This window comes from Streptomyces sp. NPDC046727, assembly GCF_040645635.1.
Classification (GTDB): domain Bacteria; phylum Actinomycetota; class Actinomycetes; order Streptomycetales; family Streptomycetaceae; genus Streptomyces.
In genome coordinates this window covers 233,809-259,525 of sequence record NZ_JBEYYR010000010.1, presented here as the reverse complement: position 1 = coordinate 259,525, position 25,717 = coordinate 233,809, and the positions used below count along the sequence as shown (strand labels likewise).

The 25,717-nt window shown below is 73.1% G+C and carries 30 protein-coding genes; 21 read left to right on the top strand and 9 right to left on the bottom strand.

All coding sequences use genetic code 11. The features are described 5' to 3' along the window. Positions 1-104: 104 nt before the first annotated feature. The 11 genes from hisD to ABZ937_RS15670 all read left to right on the top strand — a co-directional run bounded on the left by hisD (position 105) and on the right by ABZ937_RS15670 (position 7,766). Entirely contained in the window at positions 105-1,430 is a 1,326-nt protein-coding gene (gene hisD / locus ABZ937_RS15720; protein ID WP_361691586.1) for a histidinol dehydrogenase, read from the top strand. Beyond that, positions 1,427-2,533: a histidinol-phosphate transaminase gene (locus ABZ937_RS15715; RefSeq protein WP_361691583.1), complete on the top strand. Its 1,107-nt coding sequence runs from the start codon at positions 1,427-1,429 to the stop codon at positions 2,531-2,533. Before hisD ends, ABZ937_RS15715 begins: the two co-directional genes overlap by 4 nt. Further along, the gene (gene hisB, locus ABZ937_RS15710) at positions 2,530-3,123 is read left to right on the top strand and encodes an imidazoleglycerol-phosphate dehydratase HisB (protein ID WP_030783530.1); all 594 of its coding nucleotides are present in this window, start codon (positions 2,530-2,532) and stop codon (positions 3,121-3,123) included. The genes ABZ937_RS15715 and hisB overlap by 4 nt, the downstream gene beginning before the upstream one ends. A 3-nt stretch (positions 3,124-3,126) precedes the next feature. Further along, the gene (locus tag ABZ937_RS15705; RefSeq protein WP_014672133.1) at positions 3,127-3,291 is read left to right on the top strand and encodes a hypothetical protein; all 165 of its coding nucleotides are present in this window, start codon (positions 3,127-3,129) and stop codon (positions 3,289-3,291) included. After that, positions 3,288-3,938, top strand: coding sequence for an imidazole glycerol phosphate synthase subunit HisH (hisH, locus tag ABZ937_RS15700; protein ID WP_361691579.1), 651 nt, complete (start codon positions 3,288-3,290; stop codon positions 3,936-3,938). The genes ABZ937_RS15705 and hisH overlap by 4 nt, the downstream gene beginning before the upstream one ends. A 3-nt stretch (positions 3,939-3,941) precedes the next feature. After that, positions 3,942-4,667, top strand: coding sequence for a bifunctional 1-(5-phosphoribosyl)-5-((5-phosphoribosylamino)methylideneamino)imidazole-4-carboxamide isomerase/phosphoribosylanthranilate isomerase PriA (gene priA, locus ABZ937_RS15695; RefSeq protein WP_361691576.1), 726 nt, complete (start codon positions 3,942-3,944; stop codon positions 4,665-4,667). Then, positions 4,664-5,056: a RidA family protein gene (locus ABZ937_RS15690; RefSeq protein ID WP_361691573.1), complete on the top strand. Its 393-nt coding sequence runs from the start codon at positions 4,664-4,666 to the stop codon at positions 5,054-5,056. Before priA ends, ABZ937_RS15690 begins: the two co-directional genes overlap by 4 nt. Before the next feature lie 6 nt (positions 5,057-5,062). Then, positions 5,063-5,818, top strand: a complete 756-nt coding sequence (hisF, locus tag ABZ937_RS15685) for an imidazole glycerol phosphate synthase subunit HisF (protein ID WP_361691570.1) — start codon at positions 5,063-5,065, stop codon at positions 5,816-5,818. Positions 5,819-5,885: 67 nt separating this feature from the next. Further along, positions 5,886-6,104 (top strand): hypothetical protein, encoded by a 219-nt coding sequence (locus ABZ937_RS15680; protein ID WP_361691567.1) that lies wholly within the window; start codon positions 5,886-5,888, stop codon positions 6,102-6,104. Next, positions 6,101-6,475: a hypothetical protein gene (locus ABZ937_RS15675; protein ID WP_361691564.1), complete on the top strand. Its 375-nt coding sequence runs from the start codon at positions 6,101-6,103 to the stop codon at positions 6,473-6,475. The genes ABZ937_RS15680 and ABZ937_RS15675 overlap by 4 nt, the downstream gene beginning before the upstream one ends. A 4-nt stretch (positions 6,476-6,479) precedes the next feature. Then, positions 6,480-7,766 (top strand): MFS transporter, encoded by a 1,287-nt coding sequence (locus ABZ937_RS15670; RefSeq protein WP_361691561.1) that lies wholly within the window; start codon positions 6,480-6,482, stop codon positions 7,764-7,766. A gap of 7 nt (positions 7,767-7,773) precedes the next feature. On the opposite strand, the gene ABZ937_RS15665 is transcribed toward ABZ937_RS15670, so the two are convergent. Together ABZ937_RS15665 and ABZ937_RS15660 are read right to left on the bottom strand one after the other, a co-directional pair. Next, positions 7,774-8,172, bottom strand: a complete 399-nt coding sequence (locus ABZ937_RS15665; protein ID WP_361691558.1) for a VOC family protein — start codon at positions 8,170-8,172, stop codon at positions 7,774-7,776. A 12-nt stretch (positions 8,173-8,184) separates the two neighbouring features. Beyond that, a complete protein-coding gene (locus ABZ937_RS15660; RefSeq protein WP_361691555.1) occupies positions 8,185-8,820 on the bottom strand; it encodes a TIGR03085 family metal-binding protein in 636 nt (211 codons plus the stop codon). Positions 8,821-8,898: 78 nt separating this feature from the next. Between ABZ937_RS15660 and hisI the strand changes: the two genes are divergently transcribed. The 10 genes from hisI to lgt all read left to right on the top strand — a co-directional run bounded on the left by hisI (position 8,899) and on the right by lgt (position 17,794). Further along, positions 8,899-9,300, top strand: a complete 402-nt coding sequence (gene hisI / locus ABZ937_RS15655) for a phosphoribosyl-AMP cyclohydrolase (RefSeq protein ID WP_361691552.1) — start codon at positions 8,899-8,901, stop codon at positions 9,298-9,300. 11 nt (positions 9,301-9,311) lie between these two features. Continuing rightward, positions 9,312-10,802 (top strand): anthranilate synthase component I, encoded by a 1,491-nt coding sequence (locus ABZ937_RS15650; RefSeq protein ID WP_361691549.1) that lies wholly within the window; start codon positions 9,312-9,314, stop codon positions 10,800-10,802. A gap of 52 nt (positions 10,803-10,854) precedes the next feature. Further along, complete coding sequence (locus ABZ937_RS15645; RefSeq protein WP_361691546.1) at positions 10,855-11,493, top strand: TIGR02234 family membrane protein; 639 nt, start codon at positions 10,855-10,857, stop codon at positions 11,491-11,493. 175 nt (positions 11,494-11,668) lie between these two features. After that, complete coding sequence (locus ABZ937_RS15640; RefSeq protein ID WP_361691543.1) at positions 11,669-11,926, top strand: HGxxPAAW family protein; 258 nt, start codon at positions 11,669-11,671, stop codon at positions 11,924-11,926. 205 nt (positions 11,927-12,131) lie between these two features. Then, on the top strand, positions 12,132-12,512 hold the full coding sequence (locus ABZ937_RS15635) for a DUF2752 domain-containing protein (RefSeq protein WP_361691653.1): 381 nt from the start codon (positions 12,132-12,134) through the stop codon (positions 12,510-12,512). A 134-nt stretch (positions 12,513-12,646) separates the two neighbouring features. After that, complete coding sequence (trpC, locus tag ABZ937_RS15630) at positions 12,647-13,456, top strand: indole-3-glycerol phosphate synthase TrpC (protein WP_361691540.1); 810 nt, start codon at positions 12,647-12,649, stop codon at positions 13,454-13,456. A gap of 329 nt (positions 13,457-13,785) precedes the next feature. After that, complete coding sequence (gene trpB / locus ABZ937_RS15625) at positions 13,786-15,069, top strand: tryptophan synthase subunit beta (RefSeq protein WP_361691537.1); 1,284 nt, start codon at positions 13,786-13,788, stop codon at positions 15,067-15,069. Further along, the gene (gene trpA, locus ABZ937_RS15620; protein WP_361691534.1) at positions 15,066-15,884 is read left to right on the top strand and encodes a tryptophan synthase subunit alpha; all 819 of its coding nucleotides are present in this window, start codon (positions 15,066-15,068) and stop codon (positions 15,882-15,884) included. Before trpB ends, trpA begins: the two co-directional genes overlap by 4 nt. A gap of 97 nt (positions 15,885-15,981) precedes the next feature. Next, complete coding sequence (locus tag ABZ937_RS15615) at positions 15,982-16,758, top strand: thioredoxin domain-containing protein (RefSeq protein WP_361691531.1); 777 nt, start codon at positions 15,982-15,984, stop codon at positions 16,756-16,758. 82 nt (positions 16,759-16,840) lie between these two features. After that, on the top strand, positions 16,841-17,794 hold the full coding sequence (lgt, locus tag ABZ937_RS15610; RefSeq protein ID WP_361691528.1) for a prolipoprotein diacylglyceryl transferase: 954 nt from the start codon (positions 16,841-16,843) through the stop codon (positions 17,792-17,794). A gap of 73 nt (positions 17,795-17,867) precedes the next feature. Here the strand turns inward: lgt and ABZ937_RS15605 are convergent, their stop codons facing one another. From ABZ937_RS15605 to ABZ937_RS15575, 7 genes are read right to left on the bottom strand one after another with little or no spacing between them, the layout of a single operon-like run. Continuing rightward, complete coding sequence (locus tag ABZ937_RS15605; protein WP_361691525.1) at positions 17,868-18,680, bottom strand: CoA ester lyase; 813 nt, start codon at positions 18,678-18,680, stop codon at positions 17,868-17,870. Next, positions 18,677-19,882 carry a CoA transferase gene (locus tag ABZ937_RS15600; protein ID WP_361691522.1) on the bottom strand — a complete coding sequence of 402 codons (1,206 nt, stop codon included), beginning with the start codon at positions 19,880-19,882 and terminating at the stop codon, positions 18,677-18,679. The genes ABZ937_RS15605 and ABZ937_RS15600 overlap by 4 nt, the downstream gene beginning before the upstream one ends. Then, positions 19,879-20,772, bottom strand: a complete 894-nt coding sequence (rbsK, locus tag ABZ937_RS15595; RefSeq protein ID WP_361691519.1) for a ribokinase — start codon at positions 20,770-20,772, stop codon at positions 19,879-19,881. Before rbsK ends, ABZ937_RS15600 begins: the two co-directional genes overlap by 4 nt. Continuing rightward, the gene (locus ABZ937_RS15590) at positions 20,769-22,157 is read right to left on the bottom strand and encodes an ADP-ribosylglycohydrolase family protein (protein WP_361691516.1); all 1,389 of its coding nucleotides are present in this window, start codon (positions 22,155-22,157) and stop codon (positions 20,769-20,771) included. Before ABZ937_RS15590 ends, rbsK begins: the two co-directional genes overlap by 4 nt. After that, positions 22,145-23,356: an ADP-ribosylglycohydrolase family protein gene (locus ABZ937_RS15585; RefSeq protein ID WP_361691513.1), complete on the bottom strand. Its 1,212-nt coding sequence runs from the start codon at positions 23,354-23,356 to the stop codon at positions 22,145-22,147. Before ABZ937_RS15585 ends, ABZ937_RS15590 begins: the two co-directional genes overlap by 13 nt. 8 nt (positions 23,357-23,364) lie before the next feature. After that, positions 23,365-24,483, bottom strand: a complete 1,119-nt coding sequence (locus tag ABZ937_RS15580; protein ID WP_361691510.1) for an ADP-ribosylglycohydrolase family protein — start codon at positions 24,481-24,483, stop codon at positions 23,365-23,367. Continuing rightward, the gene (locus ABZ937_RS15575) at positions 24,480-25,640 is read right to left on the bottom strand and encodes an ADP-ribosylglycohydrolase family protein (RefSeq protein WP_361691507.1); all 1,161 of its coding nucleotides are present in this window, start codon (positions 25,638-25,640) and stop codon (positions 24,480-24,482) included. The genes ABZ937_RS15580 and ABZ937_RS15575 overlap by 4 nt, the downstream gene beginning before the upstream one ends. Between the last annotated feature and the right edge of the window lie 77 nt (positions 25,641-25,717).

Genomic DNA, 25,717 nt, shown 5'->3' with positions numbered 1-25,717 from the left:
TTCCGGGTTCCGGCCAGCCTATGTACCAGTCATTGGTCCACGTTCTGTATCAGCCATTGATACGCGCGGACGGCTCCGGACGGCGGTCTGAGAGAATTGGGACTGTGATTTCCCGAATCGATCTGCGCGGCGACGCCCTTCCCGAGGGCCCCGCCCTGCGCGACCTGCTGCCCCGAGCCGACTTCGACGTTCAGGCCGCCCTGGAGAAGGTGCGTCCGATCTGCGAGGCCGTGCATCATCGTGGCGACGCGGCGCTGATCGACTTCGCCGAGAAGTTCGACGGAGTACGGCTGGAAACCGTCCGTGTCCCGGCCCGGGCGCTCACCGACGCGCTCGCCGGTCTCGACCCGGCGGTGCGCGCCGCCCTGGAGGAGTCCATCCGCCGCGCCCGGCTGGTCCACCGCGAGCAGCGCCGTACGACGCACACCACGCAGGTCGTGCCCGGCGGCTCCGTCACCGAGAAGTGGGTGCCGGTCGAGCGCGTCGGGCTGTACGCGCCCGGTGGCCGCTCGGTCTACCCGTCCTCCGTGGTCATGAACGTGGTGCCCGCGCAGGAGGCCGGCGTCGAGTCCATCGCGCTCGCCTCCCCGGCCCAGGCCGACTTCGGGGGCCTGCCGCACCCGACGATCCTCGCCGCCTGCGCCCTGCTCGGCGTGGACGAGGTGTACGCGGCCGGCGGCGCCACCGCCGTCGCGATGTTCGCCCACGGCACCGAGTCCTGCCCGCCCGCGAACATGGTCACCGGCCCGGGCAACATCTGGGTCGCCGCGGCCAAGCGCTACTTCACCGGCAAGATCGGCATCGACGCCGAGGCCGGCCCGACCGAGATCGCGATCCTCGCCGACTCCACCGCCGACCCGGTGCACGTCGCTTCGGACCTGATCAGCCAGGCCGAGCACGACCCGCTCGCGGCGGCTGTCCTGGTCACCGACTCCGTCGAGCTGGCGGACGCGGTGGAGAAGGAGCTGGAGCCGCAGGTCGCGGCCACCAAGCACATCGACGACCGGATCGTGCCCGCCCTCAAGGGCAGGCAGTCCGCGATCGTCCTCGTGGACGGCATCGAGGAGGGCCTCAGGGTGGTCGACGCGTACGGCGCCGAGCACCTGGAGATCCAGACGGCCGACGCCGCCGCGGTCGCCGACCGGGTGAGGAACGCCGGCGCGATCTTCATCGGCCCCTGGGCTCCCGTCTCGCTCGGCGACTACGCGGCCGGGTCCAACCACGTCCTGCCCACCGGCGGCTGCGCCTGCCACTCCTCGGGCCTGTCCGTCCAGTCCTTCCTGCGCGGCATCCACATCGTGGACTACACGAAGGACGCGCTCGCCGAGGTCGCCCACCACGTGGTGACGCTGGCGGACGCGGAGGACCTGCCCGCGCACGGCGCGGCGATCAAGGCTCGTTTCGGGTGGAAGGTTCCAGAAGGCAAGTGACCCGCATCGACGATCTCCCCGTACGGGACGAGCTGCGCGGCAAGTCCCCCTACGGCGCGCCCCAGCTGGACGTCCCCGTACGGCTGAACACCAACGAGAACCCCTATCCGCTGCCCGAGCCGCTGGTCGAGCGGATCGCGGAGCGGGTGCGGGAGGCCGCCCGGAACCTGAACCGCTACCCCGACCGGGACGCGGTCCAGCTGCGCACCGAGCTGGCCGCGTACCTGACGAAGACCGGCAAGTACCCGCTCGGCATGGAGAACGTGTGGGCCGCCAACGGCTCCAACGAGGTCATCCAGCAGCTGCTGCAGACCTTCGGCGGACCGGGCCGCACGGCGATGGGCTTCGAGCCGTCGTACTCGATGCACGCGCTCATCGCGCGCGGCACCGGCACCGGCTGGATCTCCGGCCCGCGCGGCGAGGACTTCTCGATCGACCTCGCCACCGCCGAGCGGGCCGTCGCCGAGCACAAGCCCGACGTCGTCTTCCTCACCACCCCCAACAACCCCACCGGCAACGCGGTCCCGCCGGAGACGGTCCTCGCGCTGTACGAGGCGGCCCAGGCGGCCAAGCCCTCGATGGTGATCGTGGACGAGGCGTACATCGAGTTCAGCCACGGCGCCTCGCTGCTGCCGCTGCTGGAGGGCCGCCCGCACCTCGTCGTCTCGCGCACGATGTCGAAGGCGTTCGGCGCGGCGGGCCTCCGCCTCGGCTACCTCGCCGCCGACCCGGCGGTCGTGGACGCCGTCCAGCTCGTCCGGCTGCCGTACCACCTGTCGGCGATCACCCAGGCGACCGCCCTGGCCGCGCTGGAGCACACCGACACGCTGCTGGGCTATGTCGAGCAGCTGAAGGCCGAGCGGGACCGGCTCGTCGCCGAACTGCGCGCGATCGGCTACGAGGTCGTCGAGTCCGACGCGAACTTCGTGCAGTTCGGCCGGTTCGAGAGCGCCCACGAGGCCTGGCGGAAGATCCTCGACCGGGGCGTGCTGGTCCGGGACAACGGCGTACCGGGATGGCTGCGGGTGTCCGCCGGCACCCCGGAGGAGAACGACGCGTTCCTCGACGCGGTCCGTGAATTGAAGAAGGAGCTTGAGGTATGAGCCGCGTAGGACGCGTGGAGCGCACCACCAAGGAGACCTCGGTGCTGGTCGAGATAGACCTCGACGGCACCGGCCGGACCGACATCGCGACGGGCGTCGGCTTCTACGACCACATGCTCGACCAGCTCGGCCGGCACGGTCTGTTCGACCTCACCGTGAAGACCGACGGCGACCTGCACATCGACTCCCACCACACCATCGAGGACACCGCCCTCGCGCTCGGCGCCGCCTTCAAGCAGGCCCTCGGCGACAAGGTCGGCATCTACCGCTTCGGCAACTGCACGGTCCCGCTGGACGAGTCCCTCGCCCAGGTGACCGTCGACCTGTCCGGCCGCCCCTACCTCGTGCACACCGAGCCCGAGAACATGGCGCCGATGATCGGCGAGTACGACACGACGATGACCCGGCACATCCTGGAGTCGTTCGTCGCCCAGGCGCAGATCGCGCTGCACGTGCACGTGCCGTACGGGCGCAACGCGCACCACATCGTGGAGTGCCAGTTCAAGGCGCTGGCCCGGGCGCTGCGCTACGCCTCCGAGCGCGACCCGCGCGCCGCCGGCATCCTCCCCTCCACGAAGGGCGCGCTGTAACCCATGACCGGTCTGTCGACCCTCCTGATCGTCGTCGGCCTCTTCCTGGTCGGCGGCATCATCTCCTTCGTCAAGCAGAAGATGCCCACCAGCCTGATCGTGCTGCTCTCGATCGGCGCGGGCCTGTGCCTGGTGGCGGGCGTCATGCGGCTGGAGGTGTGGAATTGAGCACCCCGTCGAGCAAAAAGAAGGTCGTCGTCTTCGACTACGGCTTCGGCAACGTCCGGTCCGCCGAGCGCGCCCTCGCGCGCGTGGGCGCCGACGTCGAGATCACCCGTGACTTCGACCGGGCGATGAACGCCGACGGCCTGCTGGTGCCGGGCGTCGGCGCCTTCGCCGCCTGCATGCGGGGCCTGCGCGCCGCCCGTGGCGACTGGGTCGTGGACCGCCGGCTGTCCGGCGGGCGCCCGGTCATGGGCATCTGCGTCGGCATGCAGATCCTCTTCGCGCGCGGCATCGAGCACGGCGTGGAGGCCGAGGGCCTGGACGAGTGGCCCGGCACGGTCGAGCCGCTCCAGGCCGACATCGTGCCCCACATGGGCTGGAACACCGTCGACGCCCCGGCCGACTCGCAGCTGTTCGCCGGCCTGGACGCCGACGCCCGCTTCTACTTCGTGCACTCCTACGCCGTCCACGAGTGGGCCCTGGAGACACACAACCCGCTGATCGAGGCCCCCAAGGTCACCTGGTCGACGCACGGCGAGCCGTTCGTGGCCGCCGTGGAGAACGGCGCCCTGTGGGCCACCCAGTTCCACCCCGAGAAGTCCGGCGACGCCGGCGCCCAGCTCCTCACCAACTGGATCGGAACCCTGTAGACCATGGCAAAGCTCGAACTCCTCCCCGCCGTCGACGTCCGCGACGGCCAGGCCGTCCGTCTCGTGCACGGCGAGTCCGGGACCGAGACCTCCTACGGCTCCCCGCTGGAGGCCGCCCTCGCCTGGCAGCGCTCCGGCGCCGAGTGGCTGCACCTGGTCGACCTGGACGCCGCGTTCGGCACGGGCGACAACCGCGAGCTGATCGCCGAGGTCGCGAAGGCGATGGACATCAAGGTGGAGCTGTCCGGCGGCATCCGTGACGACGCGTCGCTGGCCGCCGCCCTCGCCACCGGCTGCACCCGGGTGAATCTCGGCACGGCCGCCCTGGAGACCCCCGAGTGGGTCGCCAAGGTCATCGCCGAGCACGGCGACAAGATCGCCGTCGGCCTGGACGTGCGGGGCACCACCCTGCGCGGCCGCGGCTGGACCCGCGACGGCGGCGACCTCTACGAGACGCTGGCGCGCCTCGACAAGGAGGGCTGCGCCCGCTACGTCGTCACGGACATCGCCAAGGACGGAACGCTCCAGGGCCCCAACCTGGAGCTGCTTCGCAATGTCTGTGCGGCGACGGACCGCCCGGTCGTGGCTTCCGGCGGCGTGTCGTCCCTGGACGACCTCCGCGCCATCGCCGAGCTGGTACCCGTCGGTGTCGAGGGCGCCATCGTCGGGAAGGCGCTGTACGCGAAGGCGTTCACCTTGGAAGAGGCCTTGGAGGCTGTGTCGTCATGAGCGATGCCGTGCGGCGCGTGCAGAGCGGAAGTCCCTGGGAAGAGTCCTTCGGTTTCGCACGCGCCGTGGCGGCGGGCGACCGCGTCCTGGTGGCGGGCACGACGTCCTTCAAGGGCACCGTGCTGTACGGGGAGGGCGACCCGTACGAGCAGGCCAAGGTGGCCTTCACCAGCGCGCTGGAGGCGATCGCCGAGTTCGGGCTCGGCATCGACTCCGTGATCCGTACGCGGATGTACCTGACCCATGTGCGGGATGTGGACGCCGCCGGCCGGGCCCACAAGGAGCTGTTCGACTCCGTGCGCCCGGTCTCGACCCTGCTGGTCGTGGAGGGGTTCGTCGACCCCCGCATCCTGGTCGAAGTAGAACTTGAAGCATTCAGAGGAGCCTGAGCGATCATGACCCTGGCGGTCCGAGTCATCCCCTGCCTGGACGTGGACAACGGCCGGGTCGTCAAGGGTGTCAACTTCCAGAACCTGCGCGACGCGGGCGACCCCGTCGAGATGGCCAAGGTGTACGACGCCGAGGGCGCCGACGAGCTGACGTTCCTGGACATCACCGCGTCCTCGGGCAACCGGGAGACGACGTACGACGTGGTGCGCCGCACCGCCGAGCAGGTGTTCATCCCGCTGACGGTCGGCGGCGGCGTCCGCACGGCCGAGGACGTGGACAAGCTGCTGCGGGCGGGCGCCGACAAGGTGGGCGTGAACACCGCCGCGATCGCCCGCCCCGATCTGATCCGCGAGATCGCCGAGCGGTTCGGCCGCCAGGTACTGGTCCTCTCGGTCGACGCGCGCCGCACCCCTGAGGGCACCTTCGAGGTGACCACCCACGGCGGCCGGCGCGGCACCGGCATGGACGCCGTCGAGTGGGCCCACCGGGCGGCCGAGCTGGGCGCGGGCGAGATCCTGCTCAACTCCATGGACGCCGACGGCACCAAGGACGGCTACGACCTGGAGATGATCGCGGCGGTCCGCAAGCACGTGACCGTCCCGGTGATCGCGTCCGGCGGCGCCGGCAAGCTGGCCGACTTCCCGCCGGCCATCGAGGCGGGCGCGGACGCGGTCCTGGCCGCGTCGGTGTTCCACTTCGGCGACCTGAGGATCGGCGAGGTGAAGGAGAGGCTGCGGGAGGCCGGGCATCCCGTTCGGTAGTTCGAGGCGTCATCCCTGGTAGTGAACGCGGTAGTGATCAAGGTTGCGCAGTGGCTAGGGTGCTCATATGCCCGGAATCACGATCGAGTTCACCGAAGAAGAGCTGGCCGAGCTGCGCGCCGAGGCCAAGGAGCAGGGCGTCGCGATCAAGCGACTCGCGCACGACATACTGACCGAGGACGTGGTGCGCAGGCGGCAGAAGCAGCGGTTCGTCGAAGGGGCCACGAAGTACGCCCGGGAGATCATGGCGGACTTCGAAGAGCGCTTCCCGGCGGGACTCCGGTGACGCTCTACGTGGACGCGGGCTGGATCCTCAACGTCCAGGTCGAGGTCTCGCCCCACAACACCCCGATCCGTGACTGGGGTGCGCTGCACTGCATGGCCGAACGGCACAGGTACGAGCGCATCGCGGGCGAGGCCTACTACGAAGAGGCCGAGTCGCGCGCGGCGACGTTCCTGCACACGGCGCTGAGGCTGCGGCCGTTCACGGACTACAACGCGACGATCGGCATCGGCTGTGTCCGCGCGTACATGGAGGCGTCGGGAACACCGCTCGATCCGCGGCCCGGCGACTGGGCGAAACTCGTGTCCGACATCCGCAGCGACGAAGCCGACCTGACCGAAGTCGCCCGACTGCTGCGCGAGTGGGCCGCCTGACCAGGTGACCGGCTCCCACATATCCACCCTCCGGGCGGGGACGAAGCACGCGCTCTCCGCCCACCGCGACCCCGACGTTCGGCGCTGGCTGGCCGCCTACGCCTTCTCGATGCTGGGCGACAGCGTCTACTACCTCGCCCTGTCCTGGGCCGCGGTCCAGGCCGGCAGCCCCGCCCAGGCCGGACTGGTGATGTCGGTCAGCGCGCTGCCCAGGGCCGTGCTGATGCTCGGCGGAGGCGTGATCGCCGACCGGCTGGGCCCGCGAAGAGTCGTCATCGGCAGTGATGCCGTACGCTGCGCCGCCGTCCTCGCCGTGGCCGCCCTGCTGTTCCTCACCAGCCCCGGGCTGTGGCCGCTCGCCCTGCTGGCGCTGGTCTTCGGCACCGTCGACGCCGTGTTCATGCCCGCCGTGGGAGCGCTTCCGGCCCGTATCGCCGAGAAGAGCCAGCTCGCCCGCGTCCAGGGCATGCGCGGCCTCGCCATCCGTTTCGCGAGCGTCGTGGGGGCCCCGCTCGGCGGCCTCGGCGTGGCGGTCGGCGGCGCCCCGGCCGCGTTCGCCCTCGCCGGGCTGCTCATCGCGGTGTCGGTGCCGCTGCTGATGTCGGTGCGGATGCGGGACCTGCCCGCCGACGACCGCACCCCGGCCGGTGGCGGAGACCCGGCCGCGCCCCACCACGGCACCACCCCTTGGAGCGACCTGAAGGCCGGCCTGCGCTACGTCCGCCGCCACCGCGTCCTCGGTCCGCTGATGCTCGCCATCGCCCTCGGGGACCTGGGCTTCGTCGGCCCCCTGAACGTGGGCCTGACCCTGCTCGCCGACCGGCGCGGCTGGGGCGCCTCCGGCATGGGCTGGGTGCTGGCAGGGTTCGGAGTCGGCGCGGGTGCCGCCTCGCTGCTGCTGACCGTCCGGGGCCGGCTGCCACGGGCCGGGCTGGTCACCGGGTACGCCGTCATCGTGGGCTCCGTGGCCATGGGCGCCCTCGCCTACGTCCCGGCCCTCGGGGCCGCCGTCGGCACGGCCGTGCTGGTCGGCCTGCTCACCGGGCTCAGCGGCGCGATGTGCGGCGCCCTGCTGCAGACCCAGGCCGACCCCGCCTACCTCGGCCGGGTCACCTCCGTCTCCAGCCTGGTCAGCCTCGGCCTCGCCCCGCTGAGCATGCCGCTCGCCGCCGCCGCGATCGGCACCTGGGGACTCGGCCCGGTCTACGTCGTCAGCGCGACCGTCTGCGGCCTCGGCGGGGTCGTCGCCCTGGCCGTACCGGGCCTGCGCCGCGCGGAACTCCCCGGCTGACGGCCGCTCACTCGTTCGGCTGAACCAGCTGCACCAGATTGCCCACCGTGTCGTCGAACACCGCCGCCAGCGTCGGGCCCTGCTCCTGCGGCGGATGCGTGAACCGGACACCGGCGCCGCTCAGCCGCTCGTACTCGGCCCGGACGTCGTCCACGGAGAACACGATGCACGGCAGCCCCGCCTCGTGCAGCGCCCGGCGATAGGGCTCCGCGATCGGGCCCTGTCCGGGTTCCAGCAGCAGCTGGAGATCCGGCTGGGCCCCTTCCGGCGCCCCGACCGTCACGAAGAGCGTGCCGTCGCCGAGATCCATGCGGGTGCGGGTCTCGAAGCCGAGGACATCGGTGTAGAAGGCGTGCGCCTTCGCCACGTCGTCCACGTAGACGCCGGTCATCGCGACCTTGATCATGGGCGGGTCCTCTCAGATGCCCAGCTGCTTGGACTCGTGCAGTATCGTGATCGCGTCCGCGTCGCCGTCCAGGGCCACCTTGGCCGCGTTCTGCCGGCCGAACGCGAACATCAGCAGCTCCGACGGCTCGCCGGTCACCGTGACCACCGGGGTGCCCCGGTGCGCCACCGCCGTCCGGCCGTCCGGGCGGCGCAGCACCAGACCCGTCGGCACGCCCCGCGCCACCAGCCGCGCGCTGCGCTCCAGCCGGGACCACAGCGCGTCCTGGAAGACCGGGTCCAGCTCGCGCGGGCTCCAGTCCGGCTGGGCGCGGCGGACGTCCTCCGTGTGGACGTAGAACTCGACGACGTTGGCCGCCTCGTCGATCTGCTTGAGCTGGAACGGCGAGAACCGCGGCGGGCCGGTACGGATCAGCTGGATCAGCTCCTCGTACGGCTTCGCGGTGTACTCGGCCATCACCTTCTCCAGGCGCGGCGCGAGCTGCTTGATCAGCGTGCCCCCGGCCGCGTCCGGGCGGCGTTCGCGCACGACCACATGCGCGGCCAGGTCCCGGCTCCGCCAGCCCTCGCAGAGGGTCTCGGCGTCCGGGCCGACGGTTTCCAAGAGGTCGGCGAGAAGAAGCCGTTCACGCTTGGCGAAGGTCGACATGGGGTCAGCCTACGACCATGTGACCATTCCATGGACGCCGCTCCGGCCGTGTCGGTGGGGCGCGGCACAATGGCATCCATGACCAGTACGACCGGCAGCCCCCGGCCCAGCAGCCTCGACCCGGAGATCGCCGCGCGCCTGAAGCGCAGCGCCGACGGGCTCGTCCCCGCCATCGCCCAGCAGTACGACACCGGCGAGGTGCTCATGCTCGGCTGGATGGACGACGAGGCGCTGCACCGCACGCTCACCACGGGCCGCTGCACCTACTGGTCGCGCAGCCGCCGGGAGTACTGGGTCAAGGGCGACACCTCCGGCCACTTCCAGTGGGTGAAGTCGGTCGCGCTGGACTGCGACGCCGACACCCTGCTCGTCAAGGTCGACCAGGTGGGCGCCGCCTGTCACACCGGCGCGCGCACCTGCTTCGACGAGGACGTGCTGCTCAAGGACGCCGATTCCGGCGCGGCCGGATCCGGTCAGTAAGGTCAGCGGCCATGGATCTGGAGACCTTCCGCAAGCTCGCCACCGACCGCCGTGTCATCCCGGTCACGCGCAAGCTCCTCGCCGACGGCGACACCCCGGTCGCGCTCTACCGCAAACTCGCCGCCGAGCGCGCCGGCACCTTCCTGCTGGAGTCCGCGGAGAACGGCCGGTCCTGGTCCCGGTACTCCTTCGTCGGGGTCCGCAGCGCCGCCACGCTGACCGCGCGGGACGGCCAGGCGCACTGGCTCGGCACCCCGCCCGTCGGCGTCCCCACCGACGGCGACCCCCTCGCGGCCCTGCGCGCCACGCTGCAGGCCCTGCACACCCCGCACCAGGAGGGCCTGCCGCCCTTCACCGGCGGCATGGTGGGCTACCTGGGCTACGACATCGTCCGCCGGCTGGAGAAGATCGGCCCCGGCGAGCGCGACGACCTGCGGCTGCCCGAGCTGACCATGCTGCTCACCAGCGACCTCGCCGTCATGGACCACTGGGAGGGCTCGGTCCTGCTGATCGCCAACGCGATCAACCACAACGACCTGGACACGGGCGTCGACGAGGCGTACGCGGACGCGGTGGCCCGCCTGGACGCCATGGAGGCGGACCTCACCCGCCCGGTCGCCCAGCCTCCGGCCCACCTGCCGCCCTCCGAACTGCCCGAGTACACCGCCCTGTGGGGCGGCCCCGACTTCCAGCGGGCCGTCGAGGACGTCAAGGAGCGCATCCGCGCGGGCGAGGCCTTCCAGGTCGTGCCCTCCCAGCGCTTCGAGACCCCGTGCACGGCGAGCGCCCTGGACGTCTACCGGGTCCTCAGGGCCACCAACCCCTCGCCGTACATGTACCTGTTCCGCTTCGACGGGTTCGACGTCGTCGGCTCCTCCCCGGAGGCGCTGGTGAAGGTCGAGGACGGGCGGGCGATGGTCCACCCCATCGCCGGCACCCGGCACCGCGGCACCACGCCGCAGGAGGACCAGGCCCTCGCCGAGGAGCTGCTCGCCGACCCCAAGGAGCGCGCCGAGCACCTGATGCTGGTCGACCTCGGCCGCAACGACCTCGGCCGGGTCTGCGAGCCCGGCTCCGTCGAGGTGGTCGACTTCATGTCCGTCGAGCGCTACTCGCACGTGATGCACATCGTCTCGACCGTCACCGGCAAGGTGGCCCCCGGCCGCACGGCCTTCGACGTGCTCACCGCCTGCTTCCCGGCGGGCACCCTGTCCGGCGCCCCCAAGCCCCGCGCGATGCAGATCATCGACGAGCTGGAGCCGTCCCGCCGCGGCCTGTACGGCGGCTGCGTCGGCTACCTGGACTTCGCCGGCGACTCCGACACCGCGATCGCCATCCGTACGGCCCTGCTCCGCGACGGCACGGCCTATGTGCAGGCCGGCGCCGGTGTCGTGGCCGACTCCGACCCGGTCGCGGAGGACCAGGAGTGCCGCAACAAGGCGGCGGCGGTGCTGCGAGCGGTGCACACGGCGAACCGTCTGGGGCAGCAGGCCGCGCGATAGGGCGCTTCTCATACGAACCCCGGGTGCCGGTTCGCCCGGGGTTCAGGCGATAGTGGAGTACGTGACAGCTGTACCTCACCCCCGTTCCGAAGCCGCCGCGCCCGCCCGGTCCGGCCGGCGGAGCCTCGCCGTGGCCCTCCTGTCCGGTGCGCTCGGCGCGGCCGTGGCGCTGCTCGCGACCCGGCAGCGCTGGGCGGAGGGCACCGCGACGGTGGCCGGCGGCTCCTTCCCGCTGACCGCCAAGGGCAGCGACGTCACGGGCGTGCCCGCGGCCCTCGCCATAGTGGGCCTCGCCGCGCTCGTCGCCGTCTTCGCCGTCCGCAGGGCCGGCCGCCTCGTCGTCTCCGGGATGCTCGCGCTGTCCGGCGCCGGGATCGTCGCCGCGGCCCTGGTGACCGCCTCCGACAGCTCCGCCCTGGACGACAAGGCCGCCAAGGCGAGCGGCGACACCTCCGCCACGGTCGCCGCGCTCAGCCACACCGGCTGGCCCTACGTCGCGGCCGTCGGCGGCCTGCTGATCCTGGTCGCCGGACTGCTCGCGCTGCGCTACGGCAGCCTGTGGCCCGCGATGTCCGGGCGCTACGAGCGCGGCGCCGCCCGCCCGCGCCGCACGGCCCGGCCGGCCGACCCGGAGCGGCCCGAGGAGATGTGGAAGGCCCTGGACCGCGGCGAGGACCCGACGGGCGCGTGAGCCGCCGCCCGGAGTGCTGACGCCATGCGGTGAACCGGCTGCGGCGAACCGGATACGGCGAACCTGATGTGGTGAAACAGACGCCACCCCCGCGTCCGGCACGCGCACGCGTACGGGACAATGGACGGCGAGCGTCCGGCTCGTACGACACGTACACAGCAACGAGGAGCAAGTCATGGCGGGCAGCAGCCACGGTCACACCCCGGCCGCGTGGACCGGTGTCATCATCGCCTTCATCGGTTTCTGCGTCGCGGGTGCCTTCATGGTGATGGCCCAGCCCGTCGGCTTCTGGGCCGGCATGGCGCTCGTGGTCCTCGGCGGTGTGGTCGGCGCCGTCATGCGCGCCATGGGCCTCGGCCAGCCGAAGCAGACCCACGCCCTCCAGCACGTCGCCCCCGCCGCCACCCGTGAGCCGGTCGGCGCGGAGAGCTGAGCACGACGCCCACGCGAAGGGGCGGCCCGGCATCCAGGGGGATGCGGGCCGCCCCTCGCATGTGCCGGGGCCTTCCCGGGCCGCTCACCGGCGCGCGCCGGACGGGACGGCGGGGGAGAATGCCCGGGTGAGCGTCGACAGCCGTACGGTCGCCCCCCAGGGGGCGCACAGTGGCCCACCGGCCCCCGGGCCCGTCCGGCGACGGGTGGCCGTCCCCGCCGCGGTGCTCGTGGCCGTCGCCGGAGCCTTCGCGTACGTCGGCGCCGTCGACCCGAACGAACCCGGCCACTACCCCCTCTGCCCCCTGTACGCGCTCACCGGCCTGTACTGCCCGGGCTGCGGCGGGCTCCGCAGCGCGCACGCGTTCGTCCACGGCGACCTCCTCGGCGCCCTGCACGACAACGCGCCGGCCGTGGCGGCCTACCTGGGTTTCGCCGTGCTGTGGACCGTCTGGGTGGTCCGCGCGGCACGCGGCCGGCCGCTGCGGCTCGGCCTCGGACCGGCACAGCTGTGGACCGCCGGCGCGCTGCTGCTGGTGTTCACGGTCGTCCGGAACCTGCCGTCCGGTGGCTGGCTCCACCCTTGATCGAATGGCGAACGTCCAGGTAGTGGGACCGGCGTCCACCGGATGCGAAGCCATGGCGCTCCTGCGGATACCATCGCATTGACCACAGGTTTTCGGAACCTGAAGGAACCACCGTCAGGAAGGGGGCCGCTCGCGTGAGTGTGCTCGACGAGATCATCGACGGAGTCCGTGCCGACCTCGCGGAGCGGCAGGCACGCGTCAGCCTCGACGAGCTCAAGGAGCGCGCGGCCAAGGCCCCCGCCGCCAAGGACGGGGTGGCCGCGCTCAAGGGCGACGGCGTCAAGGTGATCTGCGAGGTCAAGCGCTCCAGCCCCTCCAAGGGCGCGCTGGCCGCGATCGCCGACCCGGCCGGGCTGGCCGCGGACTACGAGGCGGGCGGCGCGGCCGTCATCTCCGTCCTCACCGAACAGCGCCGCTTCGGCGGCTCGCTCGCCGACCTGGAGGCCGTCCGCGCGCGCGTGGACATCCCGGTGCTGCGCAAGGACTTCATCGTCACGTCGTACCAGCTGTGGGAGGCCCGGGCGTACGGCGCCGACCTCGCGCTGCTGATCGTGGCCGCCCTCGACCAGTCGGCCCTGGAGTCGCTGATCGAGCGCGCGGTGTCGATCGGCCTGACCCCCCTCGTCGAGGTGCACGACGAGGACGAGGTCGAGCGGGCGGTGGACGCGGGCGCCAAGGTCATCGGCGTCAACGCGCGCAACCTGAAGACGCTGGAGGTCGACCGCGGCACGTTCGAGCGGGTCGCCCCGGAGATCCCGGACCACATCGTCAAGGTCGCCGAGTCCGGCGTCCGCGGTCCGCACGACCTGATCGCCTACGCCAACGCCGGCGCCGACGCCGTGCTGGTCGGCGAGTCCCTGGTGACCGGCCGCGACCCGAAGGCGGCGGTGGCCGACCTGGTGGCGGCGGGCGAACATCCGGCACTGCGCCACGGCCGGGGCTGATCGCCCGCTAGGCTTGGTCCCGATGACTCTCACCGTGACGACCGTGGACCGGTACGCCCGCCTGGCGCGCGGCTGCCGCCCGAGGGGCTGCCGCGCCCCGGCAAGGCGCGTCCACGGTCGCAGGGTGCGGTACGTCATCGGTGACGAACCTGGGCAGGTGAACGGCATGCGATGGCAGCAGCGCCCCGTCAGGGGCGCGGGGCTCTGTTTGATCTGCGGCTACCGCCGCGCGGGCGCGAGCAACCACTGACGGCCCGCAGCCGACGGACGAATCCCCGCCCCCACGGCGAATAGTGTCTTCTCGCACGCACTCACCGTGAGGTTTCGGCATGCCCAGCAACTTCTTCTTCCCTGACCCGGAGGGTCAAGTCCCCAGCGCCGAAGGGTACTTCGGCGCGTTCGGCGGCAAGTTCATCCCGGAGGCCCTCGTCGCCGCGGTGGACGAGGTCGCCGTCGAGTACGACAAGGCCAAGCACGACCCCGAGTTCGCCCGAGAGCTCGACGACCTGCTGGTCAACTACACCGGCCGCCCGTCGGCGCTCACCGAGGTCCCCCGCTTCGCCGAACACGCCGGCGGCGCCCGCGTGTTCCTCAAGCGCGAGGACCTGAACCACACCGGCTCCCACAAGATCAACAACGTGCTCGGCCAGGCCCTGCTGACCAAGCGCATGGGCAAGACCCGCGTCATCGCCGAGACCGGCGCCGGCCAGCACGGTGTCGCGACGGCCACCGCCTGCGCGCTGTTCGGCCTCGACTGCACCATCTACATGGGCGAGGTCGACACCCGGCGCCAGGCCCTGAACGTGGCCCGGATGCGCATGCTCGGCGCCGAGGTCGTCGCCGTGAAGTCCGGCAGCCGCACCCTCAAGGACGCCATCAACGAGGCGTTCCGGGACTGGGTCGCCAACGTCGACCACACGCACTACCTGTTCGGTACGGTCGCCGGCCCGCACCCCTTCCCGGCCATGGTCCGCGACTTCCACCGGGTCATCGGCGTCGAGGCCCGCCGCCAGCTGCTGGAGCGGGCCGGCCGCCTCCCGGACGCGGCCATCGCCTGCGTCGGCGGCGGCTCCAACGCCATCGGCCTCTTCCACGCCTTCATCCCCGACGAGGGCGTCCGCCTGATCGGCTGCGAACCGGCCGGGCACGGCGTCGAGACCGGCGAGCACGCGGCCACCCTGACCGCGGGCGAGCCCGGCATCCTGCACGGCTCCCGGTCCTACGTCCTCCAGGACGACGAGGGCCAGATCACCGAGCCGTACTCGATCTCGGCCGGTCTGGACTACCCGGGTATCGGCCCCGAGCACTCCTACCTCAAGGACAGCGGTCGCGCCGAGTACCGCGCGGTCACCGACGACGCCGCCATGCAGGCCCTGCGTCTGCTGTCCCGTACCGAGGGCATCATCCCGGCCATCGAGAGCGCCCACGCGCTGGCCGGTGCCCTGGAGGTCGGCAGGGAGCTGGGCAAGGACGGCCTGATCGTCGTCAACCTGTCCGGCCGCGGCGACAAGGACATGGACACCGCCGCCCGCTACTTCGGCCTCTACGACACCGACGCCGAGGTGGCCGCCAACGAAGCCGACACCGCCGAGATCGAGGGGGACGCCAAGTGAGCGGGAACATCCAGCTGTTGACCGACACCCTCGCCGGTGCCAGGGCCGAGGGCCGGTCCGCGCTCATCGCCTACCTCCCGGCCGGCTTCCCGACCGTGGACGGCGGCATCGAGGCGATCAAGGCCGTCTTCGACGGCGGCGCCGACGTCGTCGAGGTCGGCCTGCCGCACAGCGACCCGGTGCTCGACGGCCCGGTCATCCAGACCGCCGACGACATCGCCCTGCGCGGCGGCGTCAAGATCGCCGACGTCATGCGCACGGTCAGGGAGGCGCACGAGGCCACCGGCAAGCCGGTGCTCGTCATGACGTACTGGAACCCCATCGACCGGTACGGCGTGGAGCGCTTCACCGCCGAGCTGGCCGAGGCGGGCGGCGCCGGCTGCATCCTGCCCGACCTGCCGGTCCAGGAGTCGGCGCTGTGGCGGGAGCACGCCGAGAAGCACGGACTCGCGACGGTCTTCGTCGTGGCGCCGAGCAGCAAGGACGAGCGGCTCGCCCAGATCACCGCGGCGGGCAGCGGCTTCGTCTACGCCGCCTCCCTCATGGGCGTCACCGGCACCCGTGACTCCGTCGGTGCGCAGGCCCAGGACCTGGTCCAGCGCACCCGCGGCACCGGCACCGAGCTGCCCGTCTGCGTCGGGCTCGGCGTCTCCGACGCGGCCCAGGCCGCCGAGGTCGCCGGCTTCGCCGACGGGGTCATCGTCGGCTCGGCCTTCGTGAAGCGGATGCTGGACGCCCCCGACCACGCCGCCGGCCTCGCGGCGGTCCGCGAGCTGGCCGGTCAGCTGGCGAAGGGCGTGCGCGGACAGGCATAACCGTCTGCGATGTCCCGTATCGGGCGATTCGGTCACTCGAACGAGTGGACCTGGGACCGGGGAGGCGCGCTGCGCCTCCCCGGTTCGTTCTGGGGGTGTGAGCGAGAAGAACCGTGACGGAAAGCGCACCGCCCGGGAGCGACTGGCGGTCGAGCGCGAGAAGCAGAAGGCCGCGGACAAGCGACGGCGGGCGCTGATCGTGGGCGCGAGCGTCGTCTGCGTCCTGGGCCTCGCGGCGGTGATCGGCGTGCTCGCCGCGAACGCCGGTAAGGAGAAGGGCAGCAGCGCGGGCCCGGCCGTGGCACCCTCGGGCGCGCAGGGCAAGGACAGCCTGGCGATCCCGGTCGGCAAGGACGGCGCCAAGTCGACGCTCACCGTCTGGGAGGACTTCCGCTGCCCGGCCTGCCAGGCCTTCGAGGTGGCGTACCGGCCGACGCTCCACGAACTGGCCGACGCCGGCAAGCTCAGAATCGAGTACCGCCTGGTCCGCCTGATCGACGGCAACCTCGGCGGCACCGGCTCGCTGCGCGCCGCCAACGCGGCGGCCTGCGCCCAGGACGCCGGAAAGTTCCGCGACTACCACGACGTGCTGTACGCGAACCAGCCCAAGGAGGAGACCGACGACGCCTTCGCCAACGACGACAAGCTGATCGAGCTGGCCGGCAAGGTCAAGGGCCTGGACACGCCCGCCTTCCGCAAGTGCGTCAAGGACGGCACCCACAACAGCTGGGTGGACAAGTCCAACAAGGCCTTCCAGGCCGGCGGCTTCAGCGGTACGCCCACGGTGCTGCTCGGCGGCAAGAACATCTACCAGGACCGGTCGATGACCCCGGCCAAGCTCAAGGAGATGGTGGAGGCGGCCAACCGCGGGTAAGCGTTTCTCACGCCCCCGTTATGGACCCGTAGCCGGGCTGCTTGCCGTCCCCACGGCCCGGCACGGTAGCGTCGGACCTGCCATGAACCTTGCCTACATCCCCAGCCCGTCGCACGGGGTGCTGTACCTCGGCCCCATCCCGCTGCGCGGCTACGCCTTCTGCATCATCATCGGCGTCTTCATTGCCGTCTGGTACGGCAACAAGCGCTGGATCGCCCGTGGCGGGCAGTCCGGCACGGTCGCCGACATCGCCGTCTGGGCCGTGCCGTTCGGCCTGGTCGGCGGCCGGCTCTACCACGTGATCACGGACTACGAGCTGTACTTCAGCGAGGGCCGTGACTGGGTGGACGCCTTCAAGGTGTGGGAGGGCGGCCTGGGCATCTGGGGCGCGATCGCGCTCGGCGCGCTCGGCGCGTGGATCGGCGCGCGGCGCCGCGGCATCCCGATGCCCGCGTACGCCGACGCCGTCGCGCCCGGCATCGCGTTCGCGCAGGCCATGGGCCGCTGGGGCAACTGGTTCAACCAGGAGCTGTACGGCCGCGAGACCCATCTGCCCTGGGCACTGCACATCACCTCCTCCGAGGGCGGCCGGGTGCCGGGCTACTACCACCCGACCTTCCTCTACGAGTCCCTGTGGTGCATCGGCGTCGCCCTCCTGGTCATCTGGGCCGACCGCCGCTTCAAGCTGGGCCATGGCCGGGCGTTCGCCCTGTACGTCGCCGCGTACTGCGTGGGCCGCGGCTGGATCGAGTACCTGCGCGTCGACGACGCCCACCACATCCTGGGCCTCCGCCTCAACGTCTGGACCGCGCTGATCGTCTTCCTGCTGGCGGTGCTGTACTTCGTGGTGTCGGCGAAGAAGCGGCCGGGGCGGGAAGAGGTCGTCGAACCTGCCGCGGTCGCCTCCGGCGGTGCGGCCGACGGTGCCGTCGACGGTTCGGCCGAGGGCACGGAGGCCGCCGCCGAGGGCGAGGAGAAGGCCGGGGAATCCGAGGAGTCCCCGAAGGACGAGGCGGAGTCGGCCAAGAAGGGCTGACCGCCGGTTGTACGACACCGAGGGCGTCCGGATTCCGTCCGGGCGCCCTCGGCGTGTGTGGGTGCGAAAGAGTTCAGGTTCTGGTGACCAGGGACAGCGTTCGCCGGGCCAGTGCCACCACCGCCGCGTCGATGAAGCGGCCGTCGGGGAGGGCCTGGGCGCCCTCGTGCGCGGTCGCCGCCTTGATCACCGTTTCCGCGTGCTCGATCTCCGCGTCCGTGGGCAGGTAGGCCCGCTCGATCACCGGCAGCTGCCGGGGGTGGATCGCGGCGCGGCCCAGGAAGCCGAGGGTGCGGCCGTGGGCGCAGGACGCGGCGAGGCCGTCCAGGTCGCGGATGTCGGGATGGACCGACTGCGGCGGTGGGGCGAGGCCCGCCGCGCGGGCGGCGACGATCACCCGGGAGCGCGGCCAGTCGAGACCCGCGTCGCCCCGTACCCCCAGGTCGGCCCGGACGTCCGCCTCGCCCAGGGCGATGCCCCGCAGCCCCGGGTGGGCGGTGGCGATGGCGTAGGCGTGCTCGATGCCGAGGGCCGACTCCAGGAGCGCGAAGAGGGGAACCGGCGTGGCCACCGCGACCTGCCGTACCTCGTCCGGGGTCGTCACCTTCGGCAGTCGCAGGCCGGACAGGCCCGGCAGGCCGGCCAGGGCGGTGAGGTCGGCGGCGGCCCAGGGACCGTCCAGGGCGTTGACGCGGACGTGCACCGGGAGCGGCTGCGGCTCGGTGAGGAGGTCCGCGGTGGCCGCGCGGGCGTACCCCTTGCGGTCCGGGGCGACCGCGTCCTCCAGGTCGATCACCACCACGTCGGCGCCGGCCGCCAGCGCCTTGGCCACGACGTGCGGGCGGTCGCCGGGGACGTAGAGCCAGGTGAGCGGGTAGCGGGTCACAGGGCGCCCTCCGCGCGCAGGGCCGCGAGGTCGGCCGGGGTGAGGCCCAGCTCGGTGAGCACGGCGTCGGTGTCGGCGCCGTGCGGGCGGCCGGCCCAGCGGATCGCGCCGGGCGTGGCGGAGAGGCGGAAGAGGACGTTCTGCATGCGCAGCGGTCCCAGCTCCGGGTCGGCGACGGTGGTGACCGTGTCCAGGGCCTGGTACTGGGGGTCGTCCAGGACGTCCCGGACGTCCTGGACCGGGGCTACCGCCGCCTCCGCCTTCTCGAAGGCCGCGAGGACCTCGGCACGGGTGCGGGCCGCGATCCAGGAGCCCACCGCCTCGTCCAGCACGTCGGCGTGCGCCGCACGGTCCGCACCCGTGGCGAACCACGGCTCCTCGATCAGCTCCGGGCGGCCCACCAGCCTGAGCACGCGCTCGGCGACCGACTGCGCGGAGGTGGAGACGGCGACCCAGGTGCCGTCGGCGGTGCGGTAGGTGTTGCGCGGGGCGTTGTTCGCGGAGCGGTTCCCGGTGCGTTCCTGGACGTAGCCGAGCTGGTCGTACCAGGTGGCGTGCGGGCCGAGGACGGACAGGATCGGTTCGATGATCGCCATGTCGACGACCTGCCCCGCGCCGGTGCGCGTCCGCCCGGCCAGCGCCGTCAGCACGGCGTACGCGGTGGCCAGGCCCGCGACCGAGTCGGCGAGGCCGAACGGTGGCAGCGTCGGCGGTGCGTCCGGTTCGCCGGTGACCGCGGCGAAGCCGCTCATCGCCTCGGCGAGGGTGCCGAAGCCGGGGCGGTGCGCGTACGGGCCGAACTGGCCGAAGGCGGTGACCCGGGTGAGGACCAGCCGGGGGTTGGCCGCCGACAGCTCGGGCCAGCCGAGGTCCCACCGCTCCAGGGTGCCGGGGCGGAAGTTCTCGATGACCACGTCGGCGGTGGCCGCGAGCCGCAGCAGGGTGGCCCGGCCACCGGGGGTGGACAGGTCGAGGGTGATGGTCCGCTTGTTGCGGCCGAGCACCTTCCACCACAGGCCGACGCCGTCCTTGGCGGGACCGTGACCGCGGGAGGGGTCGGGCCGCCGGGGATGCTCGACCTTGATCACCTCCGCGCCGAAGTCGCCGAGCAGTGTGGCGGCCATCGGCCCGGCGAAGAGGGTCGCCAGGTCCAGCACCCGCAGGCCGTCCAGGGCCGGACGCGTCCGTGTCGTCGTCCTCATGCGCTGTACTGGGCCTCGATCTCCGGGCGGTACGGCATCGACGCCGACGCCCCTGCCCGCTGCACGGAGATCGCCGCCGCGGCCGCCGCCCAGGACAGGGCCTCCCGCACCGGCTTCTCCTCGGCGAGGGCCACGGCGAGCGCGCCGACGAAGGTGTCGCCCGCGCCCGTGGAGTCGATCGCGGTCACCCGGGGAGCGGGAACCACGAGCGGTTCGGCGTCCCGGGTGACATAGAGGCAGCCCGTGGCGCCCAGGGTGACGGCGACCTCCGGCACCAGGTCCAGCAGGGCGGCTGCCGCGTCGCGCGGGTCGGTGCGGCCGGTGAGGGTGACCGCCTCGTACTCGTTCGGCACCAACAGGTCGGTCGCGGCGAGCAGTTCGGGCGGCAGCGGCTGGGCCGGGGCCGGGGTGAGGACCGTACGGACGCCGTGCCGGCGGGCCGCCTCCGCGCCCGCGACGACCGCGGCCATCGGGATCTCCAGTTGCAGCAGCAGGGCGTCGGCGGTGGCGATCACGCTCTCGTCGCCGGGGGAGAGATGGTCGACGGTGCCGTTCGCGCCCGGGATGACGACGATCGCGTTGCCGCCCTCGTCGTCCACCACGATGTGCGCGGTGCCGGAGTGGCCCTCCACCGTGCGCAGGAAGTCGGTGTCCACACCGGAGTGTTCGAGGGTGTCGCGCAGCCGCACGCCGAAGGCGTCGTTGCCGACCGCGCCGATCATCGAGACGGTGGCGCCGGCGCGGGCCGCGGCGATCGCCTGGTTGGCTCCCTTGCCGCCCGGGATCGTGCGGAACTCCCGTCCCGTCACGGTCTCGCCGCGCTGTGGGGCCTTGGCGACATAGGTGACGAGGTCCATGTTCGTGCTGCCGAGGACGGCGATATGGGTCATGAGCGGGTCGCCTCCAGGTGGGTGAGGTGGGCGAGGGTGTCGAAGCCGGTGCCGTCGAAGTCGGCGACGGTGGTGGCGAGCCGGTTCTTCAGCGGGGCCCGCCAGCGGTCGGGGAGCGCGGCGGGGGTGCCGGCGAGGAGGCCGGCGATGCTGCCGGCGGTAGCCCCGTTGGAGTCGGTGTCCCAGCCGCCCGACACCGCACGGCACACGGAGCCGGTGAAGTCGCCGTCGGCGTGGGTGAGGGCGGCGGCGATCAGGGCGGTGTTGGGGAGGGCGTGGACCCAGTGGTGGGCGGGGGAGTAGACGGCGTGGAGCTCGTCCACGACGTCGTCGAAGTCGCGGGTGACGGTGGCCAGATGGACGGCGTGGTCGAGCGCGGCCGCGAGGCGGGAGCGGGCCGGGACCACCGTACGGCCCGCGCGCAGGCATGCGTGGACGTCGCGGGTGCCGGTGCCGGCGGCCGCGATGACGGCGGCCGTGAACATCGCCGCGTAGACACCGTTGGCGGTGTGGGTGAGGACCGCGTCGCGGTGCGCCTGCGCGGCGGCTGCCGCCGGGTCGCCGGGATTGGTCCAGCCGTGCATGTCGGCGCGGATCAGCGCGCCGATCCACTCGCGGAACGGGTTGCGGTGCCGGGCCGTGTGCGGGGGTTCGATGCCGGTGAGGAGGTTGCGGTGGGCGAGGCGCTCGGCGGTGAAGGTGCGGCCCGGCGGGAGCTCTTCGAGCCAGAGCCGTGCCACGTCGCCGGTGGTGAAGTCCCGGCCGTGGCGCCGGAGCAGGAGGAGGTTGAGGAGGGGGTAGTCCAGGTCGTCGTCCTCGGGCATGCCGTCGATGTTCTCGGCGAGGGAGGTGGCGGCCGAGCGACGGTTCCAGGGGTGGGCGTCCAGCAGCTCCCGGGGGACGCCCTTCGCGGTGAAGTAGCCGGTCAGCGGCCAGTTGCCGGCGGCGCGGGCCAGGGCGCGGATGCCGTCGAGCGGAAGCTTCTCGACGGGCTTGCCGAGGAGACAGCCGATGGCCCGGCCGAGCCAGGCGGCTTCGAGGGCGGCCGGACCGGGGGAGGGGGCGCTTCTCAGGGCCGGCGGGGTGCCGCCGCCGGGTGGCGCCGGCCAGTCCGGGCAGAGGGCCTTGATCCGCTCCAGGTCCGTGGGCTCGTACTCGGACAACCTGCTGGGCAGGTCGGCCAGTTCGTCCAGCAGATCCTCCGCGAGGAGGCGGAGGTAGCGCGAGACGCCGTGCGGGGACGCGCCCGCGCGCTCCGGGGCGTCCGGGCCGCCCGCCGCCCGCCAGCGCGCCTCGACCGCCGACGGCTCGCGCCCGTCCAGACGGGCCTGGCGCAGCTCGTGGCCCAGCAGGTCCTCCGGCTGGACCCAGGTCAGTCGGAGCACGGCAGGCCTCCGAGCGTGCGGAACGCCTGCTCATGGGCGCGCCGGCGGCGCACGTCCCGGTCGAAGATCTCGCGCGCGACCTCGGTGAGCGTCCGGGCCGGTGCCCACAGGTCCAGGCGGCTGGCGTCCGCGACCGTCTTCGCCCACTCCTCGGGGACGGGCGAGCCGAGCGCGCCCGCGAGGGCGCCGGCCATCGTGGCGATCGAGTCGCAGTCCCGGCCGTAGTTGACCGAGCCGAGCACCGCGTGCCGGTAGTCGCCGCCGGACACGACCAGCATGCCCAGCGCGACGGGGAGCTCCTCGACGGAGTGCAGCCGGGAGGGGCGGCGGGCGGCGAGGGAAGGGGCGCGGTAGTCCGGGCCGACGGTGTCGTACGGGGCCACCGCCGCGCGCAGCGGGCCGAGCGCCGACTCGAAGTCCCGGTACCGGGCGGCGACTTCGCAGACCTTCTCGATCGCCGTGCGGGTGCCGTCCTTCGCCAGGGACAGACAGGCGGCCACGACCGAGTCCGGGGTCGCGCCGGGTGCGGTCGCGGCGGCGACGGCCGCGGCGAGGACTCCGGCCGCCTCCCGGCCGTACGACGACTGGTGCGCGCCGGTGACGTCCAGCGCCTCGGCGTAGCCGGCGGCCGGGTTGGCCGCGTTGACCAGGCCGACCGGGGCCATGTACATCGCGGCACCGCAGTTGACGATGTTGCCGACGCCCGCCTCCCGGGGATCGGCGTGCCCGTAGGCGAGCCGGGTCACCAGCCACTTCTCGGCGAGGAAGAGGCGGTGCAGCGGCAGCGCCTCGGCCTCCAGCTCCGGGATCCAGCGCGGGTTGGTCATCAGGTCGGGGACCAGGTGGTCGGCGACGGCGTAGGCGTCGAGGTGGTCGCGGACGCGGTCGTAGACCCGGACCAGCGCGTGCGTCATCAGGGTGTCGTCGGTGACGTGGCCGTCGCCCTTGTGGTACGGGGCGATGGGGCGGGCGGTGCGCCAGGCGTCGCCGTGCCAGGGGCCGACGATGCCGTGGACCCGGCCGCCGTGGCGCTCGGCGATCCGGTCGGGGGAGTAGCCCTCGACCGGGCCGCCGAGGGCGTCGCCGACGGCGGCGCCGACCAGGGCGCCGGTGATGCGGTCGGCGAGGCTGTGCGCGGGGGCCCCGCCGCTTTCGTCTTCTTTGGGTCCTTTGGATCCTTTGGAGTCCTTGGGCGTCATGCCCCGAATCATCCTCCTGGACGTGCCGGTTGTGCGGCTTCCAGGAGTCCGGCGAGTTCCACCAGGTCGGTGCCGGTGAGGCGGGGCAGGGTGCAGCCGGGCAGGATGCGGCAGGCGTCCCGCCAGGTCCGCGGGATGGCCGCGCCGCCGCCCAGGGCGCCGGTGAGCGCGCCCACCAGGGCGGGGGCGGAGTCGGCGACCCGGGACAGACAGGCGGCGGCGGGTACGGCCTCGGCGATACGGCCCCCGGCGGCGCCGGCCAGGGCGAGGGCGACGGGGACGGTCTCGGCGGCGGCGATGCCGTAGCTGTAGACGTGGTCGACGATCTGGTGTTCGAGGAGGGGTACGAGGGCGAAGGCGGACTCGCTGTCCTCGGCCAGGGCGAGGGCGTGGCGGGTGTTGCGGCCGATCTCCGTGTCCGGCGGGAGTTCGGCGAGCGCGGCGGTGACACAGGTGTCCGTGTCGGCGTCGGCGAGGGCGAGCGACAGGGCCGCCGCCATGGCCCGCGCGCCGTGCACGCCGTCGCCGTCCTGGGTGTAGCGGGCGTCGAACTCGGCGAGCGCGGCGGCCTGTTGCGGGTCGCCGCGATGGGCCACGGCGAGGACGCAGGCGCGGACGCAGGCCGCGTCGTCGAAGTAGTGCGGGTTGTCGTGGCCGGTGGCGGGCGGGCGCAGGCCGGTGGCGAGGTTGCCGAGGCCGGCGCGGACGGAGATACGGGCGCGCAGGGGCAGTACGGCGGACTCGACCTCCGGGGCGCGCTCCGCGGCGGCGGCGACCTCGGAGGCCACGGCGGTCCAGGTCAGGTCGATGGCGGCGCGCATACGGCGGGCCCGGCTGAGGTCGCCGAGGACGTCGTCGTCGCCGGCCCGCAAAACCGCCTCCGCGGCGAACACCGCCCACTCGGCGTCGTCGGAGGGGCCGAGGCGGAGGGGCTCCGGGGACTGGTTGAGGGCGATCGGCACGGGGAGTGTCGTGGTCGCGTTCTGCTCGGCGAAGGTGTCCAGCTCGCGGGTGAGGCGGCGGGTCCACTCGGGCATCCGGACGGCCCGGTGCCGGGCGGCGGGCCATCCGGCGGCGTCGCCCGCGGCGAGGCCCAGCAGAAGCCCCTCGATCCGGCGCGGTGTCATGACCGGCCCTCGCTGTCCGGCTGCCCGGGGTTTCCGGCCCCGACCAGGGGGCCCTGCCCCCTGGACCCCCGGTCCTTCGCCCACCCTCCCGCACGCTCGGCTTCGCCCGCGCGGGGGGACCCCCATCCCGGCTCGGTGGGCCGGGAGGCGGCGGCGAGAGGCTCTTCCGGCACCAGGAGGTCGGCCACGTCGAGGACGTGGTGGCCGGACATGGACGGCAGGCAGCGGCCCCGGGCCGGGGCGATGGCCGCGGCCCATTCCGGTGGGACGGCCGAGAGGCCCTGGGTCGCGCCGGACAGCGCGCCCGCCACCGCCGCCGTCGTGTCCGCGTCGCGGCCCATGTTGACGGCCGTCAGGACCGCTTCCCGGAAGTCGCCGTCGGCCGCCGCGTACGCGCCGAAGGCGAGGGCGACCGCTTCGGGGGCCAGGTCGGTCCAGGGGTAGCCGCCGATGACGACCGCGGAGCGGACCGCGCGTTCGCCGTGGTGGGCCACCGCCACCGCGCGCCGCAGCGAGCGCGCCGTCCAGGAGTCGTCCGGGACGACCGCGAGGGCCGCGGCGATCACCACCGGAACCGTCGCTCCGGTCATCGCCGCCGCCACGCCCGCCGCGACCGCCTGGCCGCCGTAGATGCCCTCCCCCTCGTGGCTGACCGAGCCGTCGATCGCCACCAGACGGGCCGCCTCTGCGGGCCGCCCGGCCGCGAAGACGCCGAAGGGCGCCGCCCGCATCGCCAGGCCGTCGCTCCAGGCGTGCCGGTGCTGGGCGGAGATGGGCGCGGCCAGGCCGCGGCGCAGGTTCTCCAGGGTGCCGCGCTCGCTGAAGCCCGCGCCGCGGAAGGGACCCTCGGCCCGGTCGGCGATCCACTCGTGCCAGGCCGCCTCCGCATCCGCCGGGGTGAGCGCCGAGCCGTGCCGGGCCAGCAGCAGACCGGAGAAGATCGCGTACTCGGTGTCGTCCGTGCCGCAGGGCCGCTCGGTCACGTACCCGGTGATCCGGCCCCAGCGGGCGCGGATCTCGGACGGCTTGAGGTTCTCCGCCGGGGCCCCGAGCGCGTCGCCGACGGCCAGGCCGAGCAGCGCGCCGCGGGCCCGCTCCCGCAGCCCGGTGGCGTCCCCGGGCGCCGGGACCGGGGGAGTGCAGGCGATCGATGCCATGGGCGGCCTCCTTCGGCGGGGTCACGGGACCCTTTGCGGATGTGTCCCACGGGAGGCGATCGGGCGAGCGCGCAGGG

Excerpts from the sequence above, each read along its gene's own strand:
- rbsK (WP_361691519.1), bottom strand. The coding sequence starts at position 20,772 with ATGACCCATATCGCCGTCCTCGGCAGCACGAACATGGACCTCGTCACC.
- hisF (WP_361691570.1), top strand. The coding sequence starts at position 5,063 with ATGACCCTGGCGGTCCGAGTCATCCCCTGCCTGGACGTGGACAACGGC.
- priA (WP_361691576.1), top strand. The coding sequence starts at position 3,942 with ATGGCAAAGCTCGAACTCCTCCCCGCCGTCGACGTCCGCGACGGCCAG.
- ABZ937_RS15640 (WP_361691543.1), top strand. The coding sequence starts at position 11,669 with ATGGCGGGCAGCAGCCACGGTCACACCCCGGCCGCGTGGACCGGTGTC.
- ABZ937_RS15690 (WP_361691573.1), top strand. The coding sequence starts at position 4,664 with ATGAGCGATGCCGTGCGGCGCGTGCAGAGCGGAAGTCCCTGGGAAGAG.
- ABZ937_RS15650 (WP_361691549.1), top strand. The coding sequence starts at position 9,312 with ATGGATCTGGAGACCTTCCGCAAGCTCGCCACCGACCGCCGTGTCATC.
- ABZ937_RS15600 (WP_361691522.1), bottom strand. The coding sequence starts at position 19,882 with ATGAGGACGACGACACGGACGCGTCCGGCCCTGGACGGCCTGCGGGTG.
- trpB (WP_361691537.1), top strand. The coding sequence starts at position 13,786 with ATGCCCAGCAACTTCTTCTTCCCTGACCCGGAGGGTCAAGTCCCCAGC.
- hisI (WP_361691552.1), top strand. The coding sequence starts at position 8,899 with ATGACCAGTACGACCGGCAGCCCCCGGCCCAGCAGCCTCGACCCGGAG.
- ABZ937_RS15585 (WP_361691513.1), bottom strand. The coding sequence starts at position 23,356 with ATGACGCCCAAGGACTCCAAAGGATCCAAAGGACCCAAAGAAGACGAA.
- ABZ937_RS15575 (WP_361691507.1), bottom strand. The coding sequence starts at position 25,640 with ATGGCATCGATCGCCTGCACTCCCCCGGTCCCGGCGCCCGGGGACGCC.
- ABZ937_RS15580 (WP_361691510.1), bottom strand. The coding sequence starts at position 24,483 with ATGACACCGCGCCGGATCGAGGGGCTTCTGCTGGGCCTCGCCGCGGGC.
- ABZ937_RS15680 (WP_361691567.1), top strand. The coding sequence starts at position 5,886 with ATGCCCGGAATCACGATCGAGTTCACCGAAGAAGAGCTGGCCGAGCTG.
- ABZ937_RS15705 (WP_014672133.1), top strand. The coding sequence starts at position 3,127 with ATGACCGGTCTGTCGACCCTCCTGATCGTCGTCGGCCTCTTCCTGGTC.
- ABZ937_RS15660 (WP_361691555.1), bottom strand. The coding sequence starts at position 8,820 with ATGTCGACCTTCGCCAAGCGTGAACGGCTTCTTCTCGCCGACCTCTTG.
- lgt (WP_361691528.1), top strand. The coding sequence starts at position 16,841 with ATGAACCTTGCCTACATCCCCAGCCCGTCGCACGGGGTGCTGTACCTC.
- hisB (WP_030783530.1), top strand. The coding sequence starts at position 2,530 with ATGAGCCGCGTAGGACGCGTGGAGCGCACCACCAAGGAGACCTCGGTG.
- ABZ937_RS15665 (WP_361691558.1), bottom strand. The coding sequence starts at position 8,172 with ATGATCAAGGTCGCGATGACCGGCGTCTACGTGGACGACGTGGCGAAG.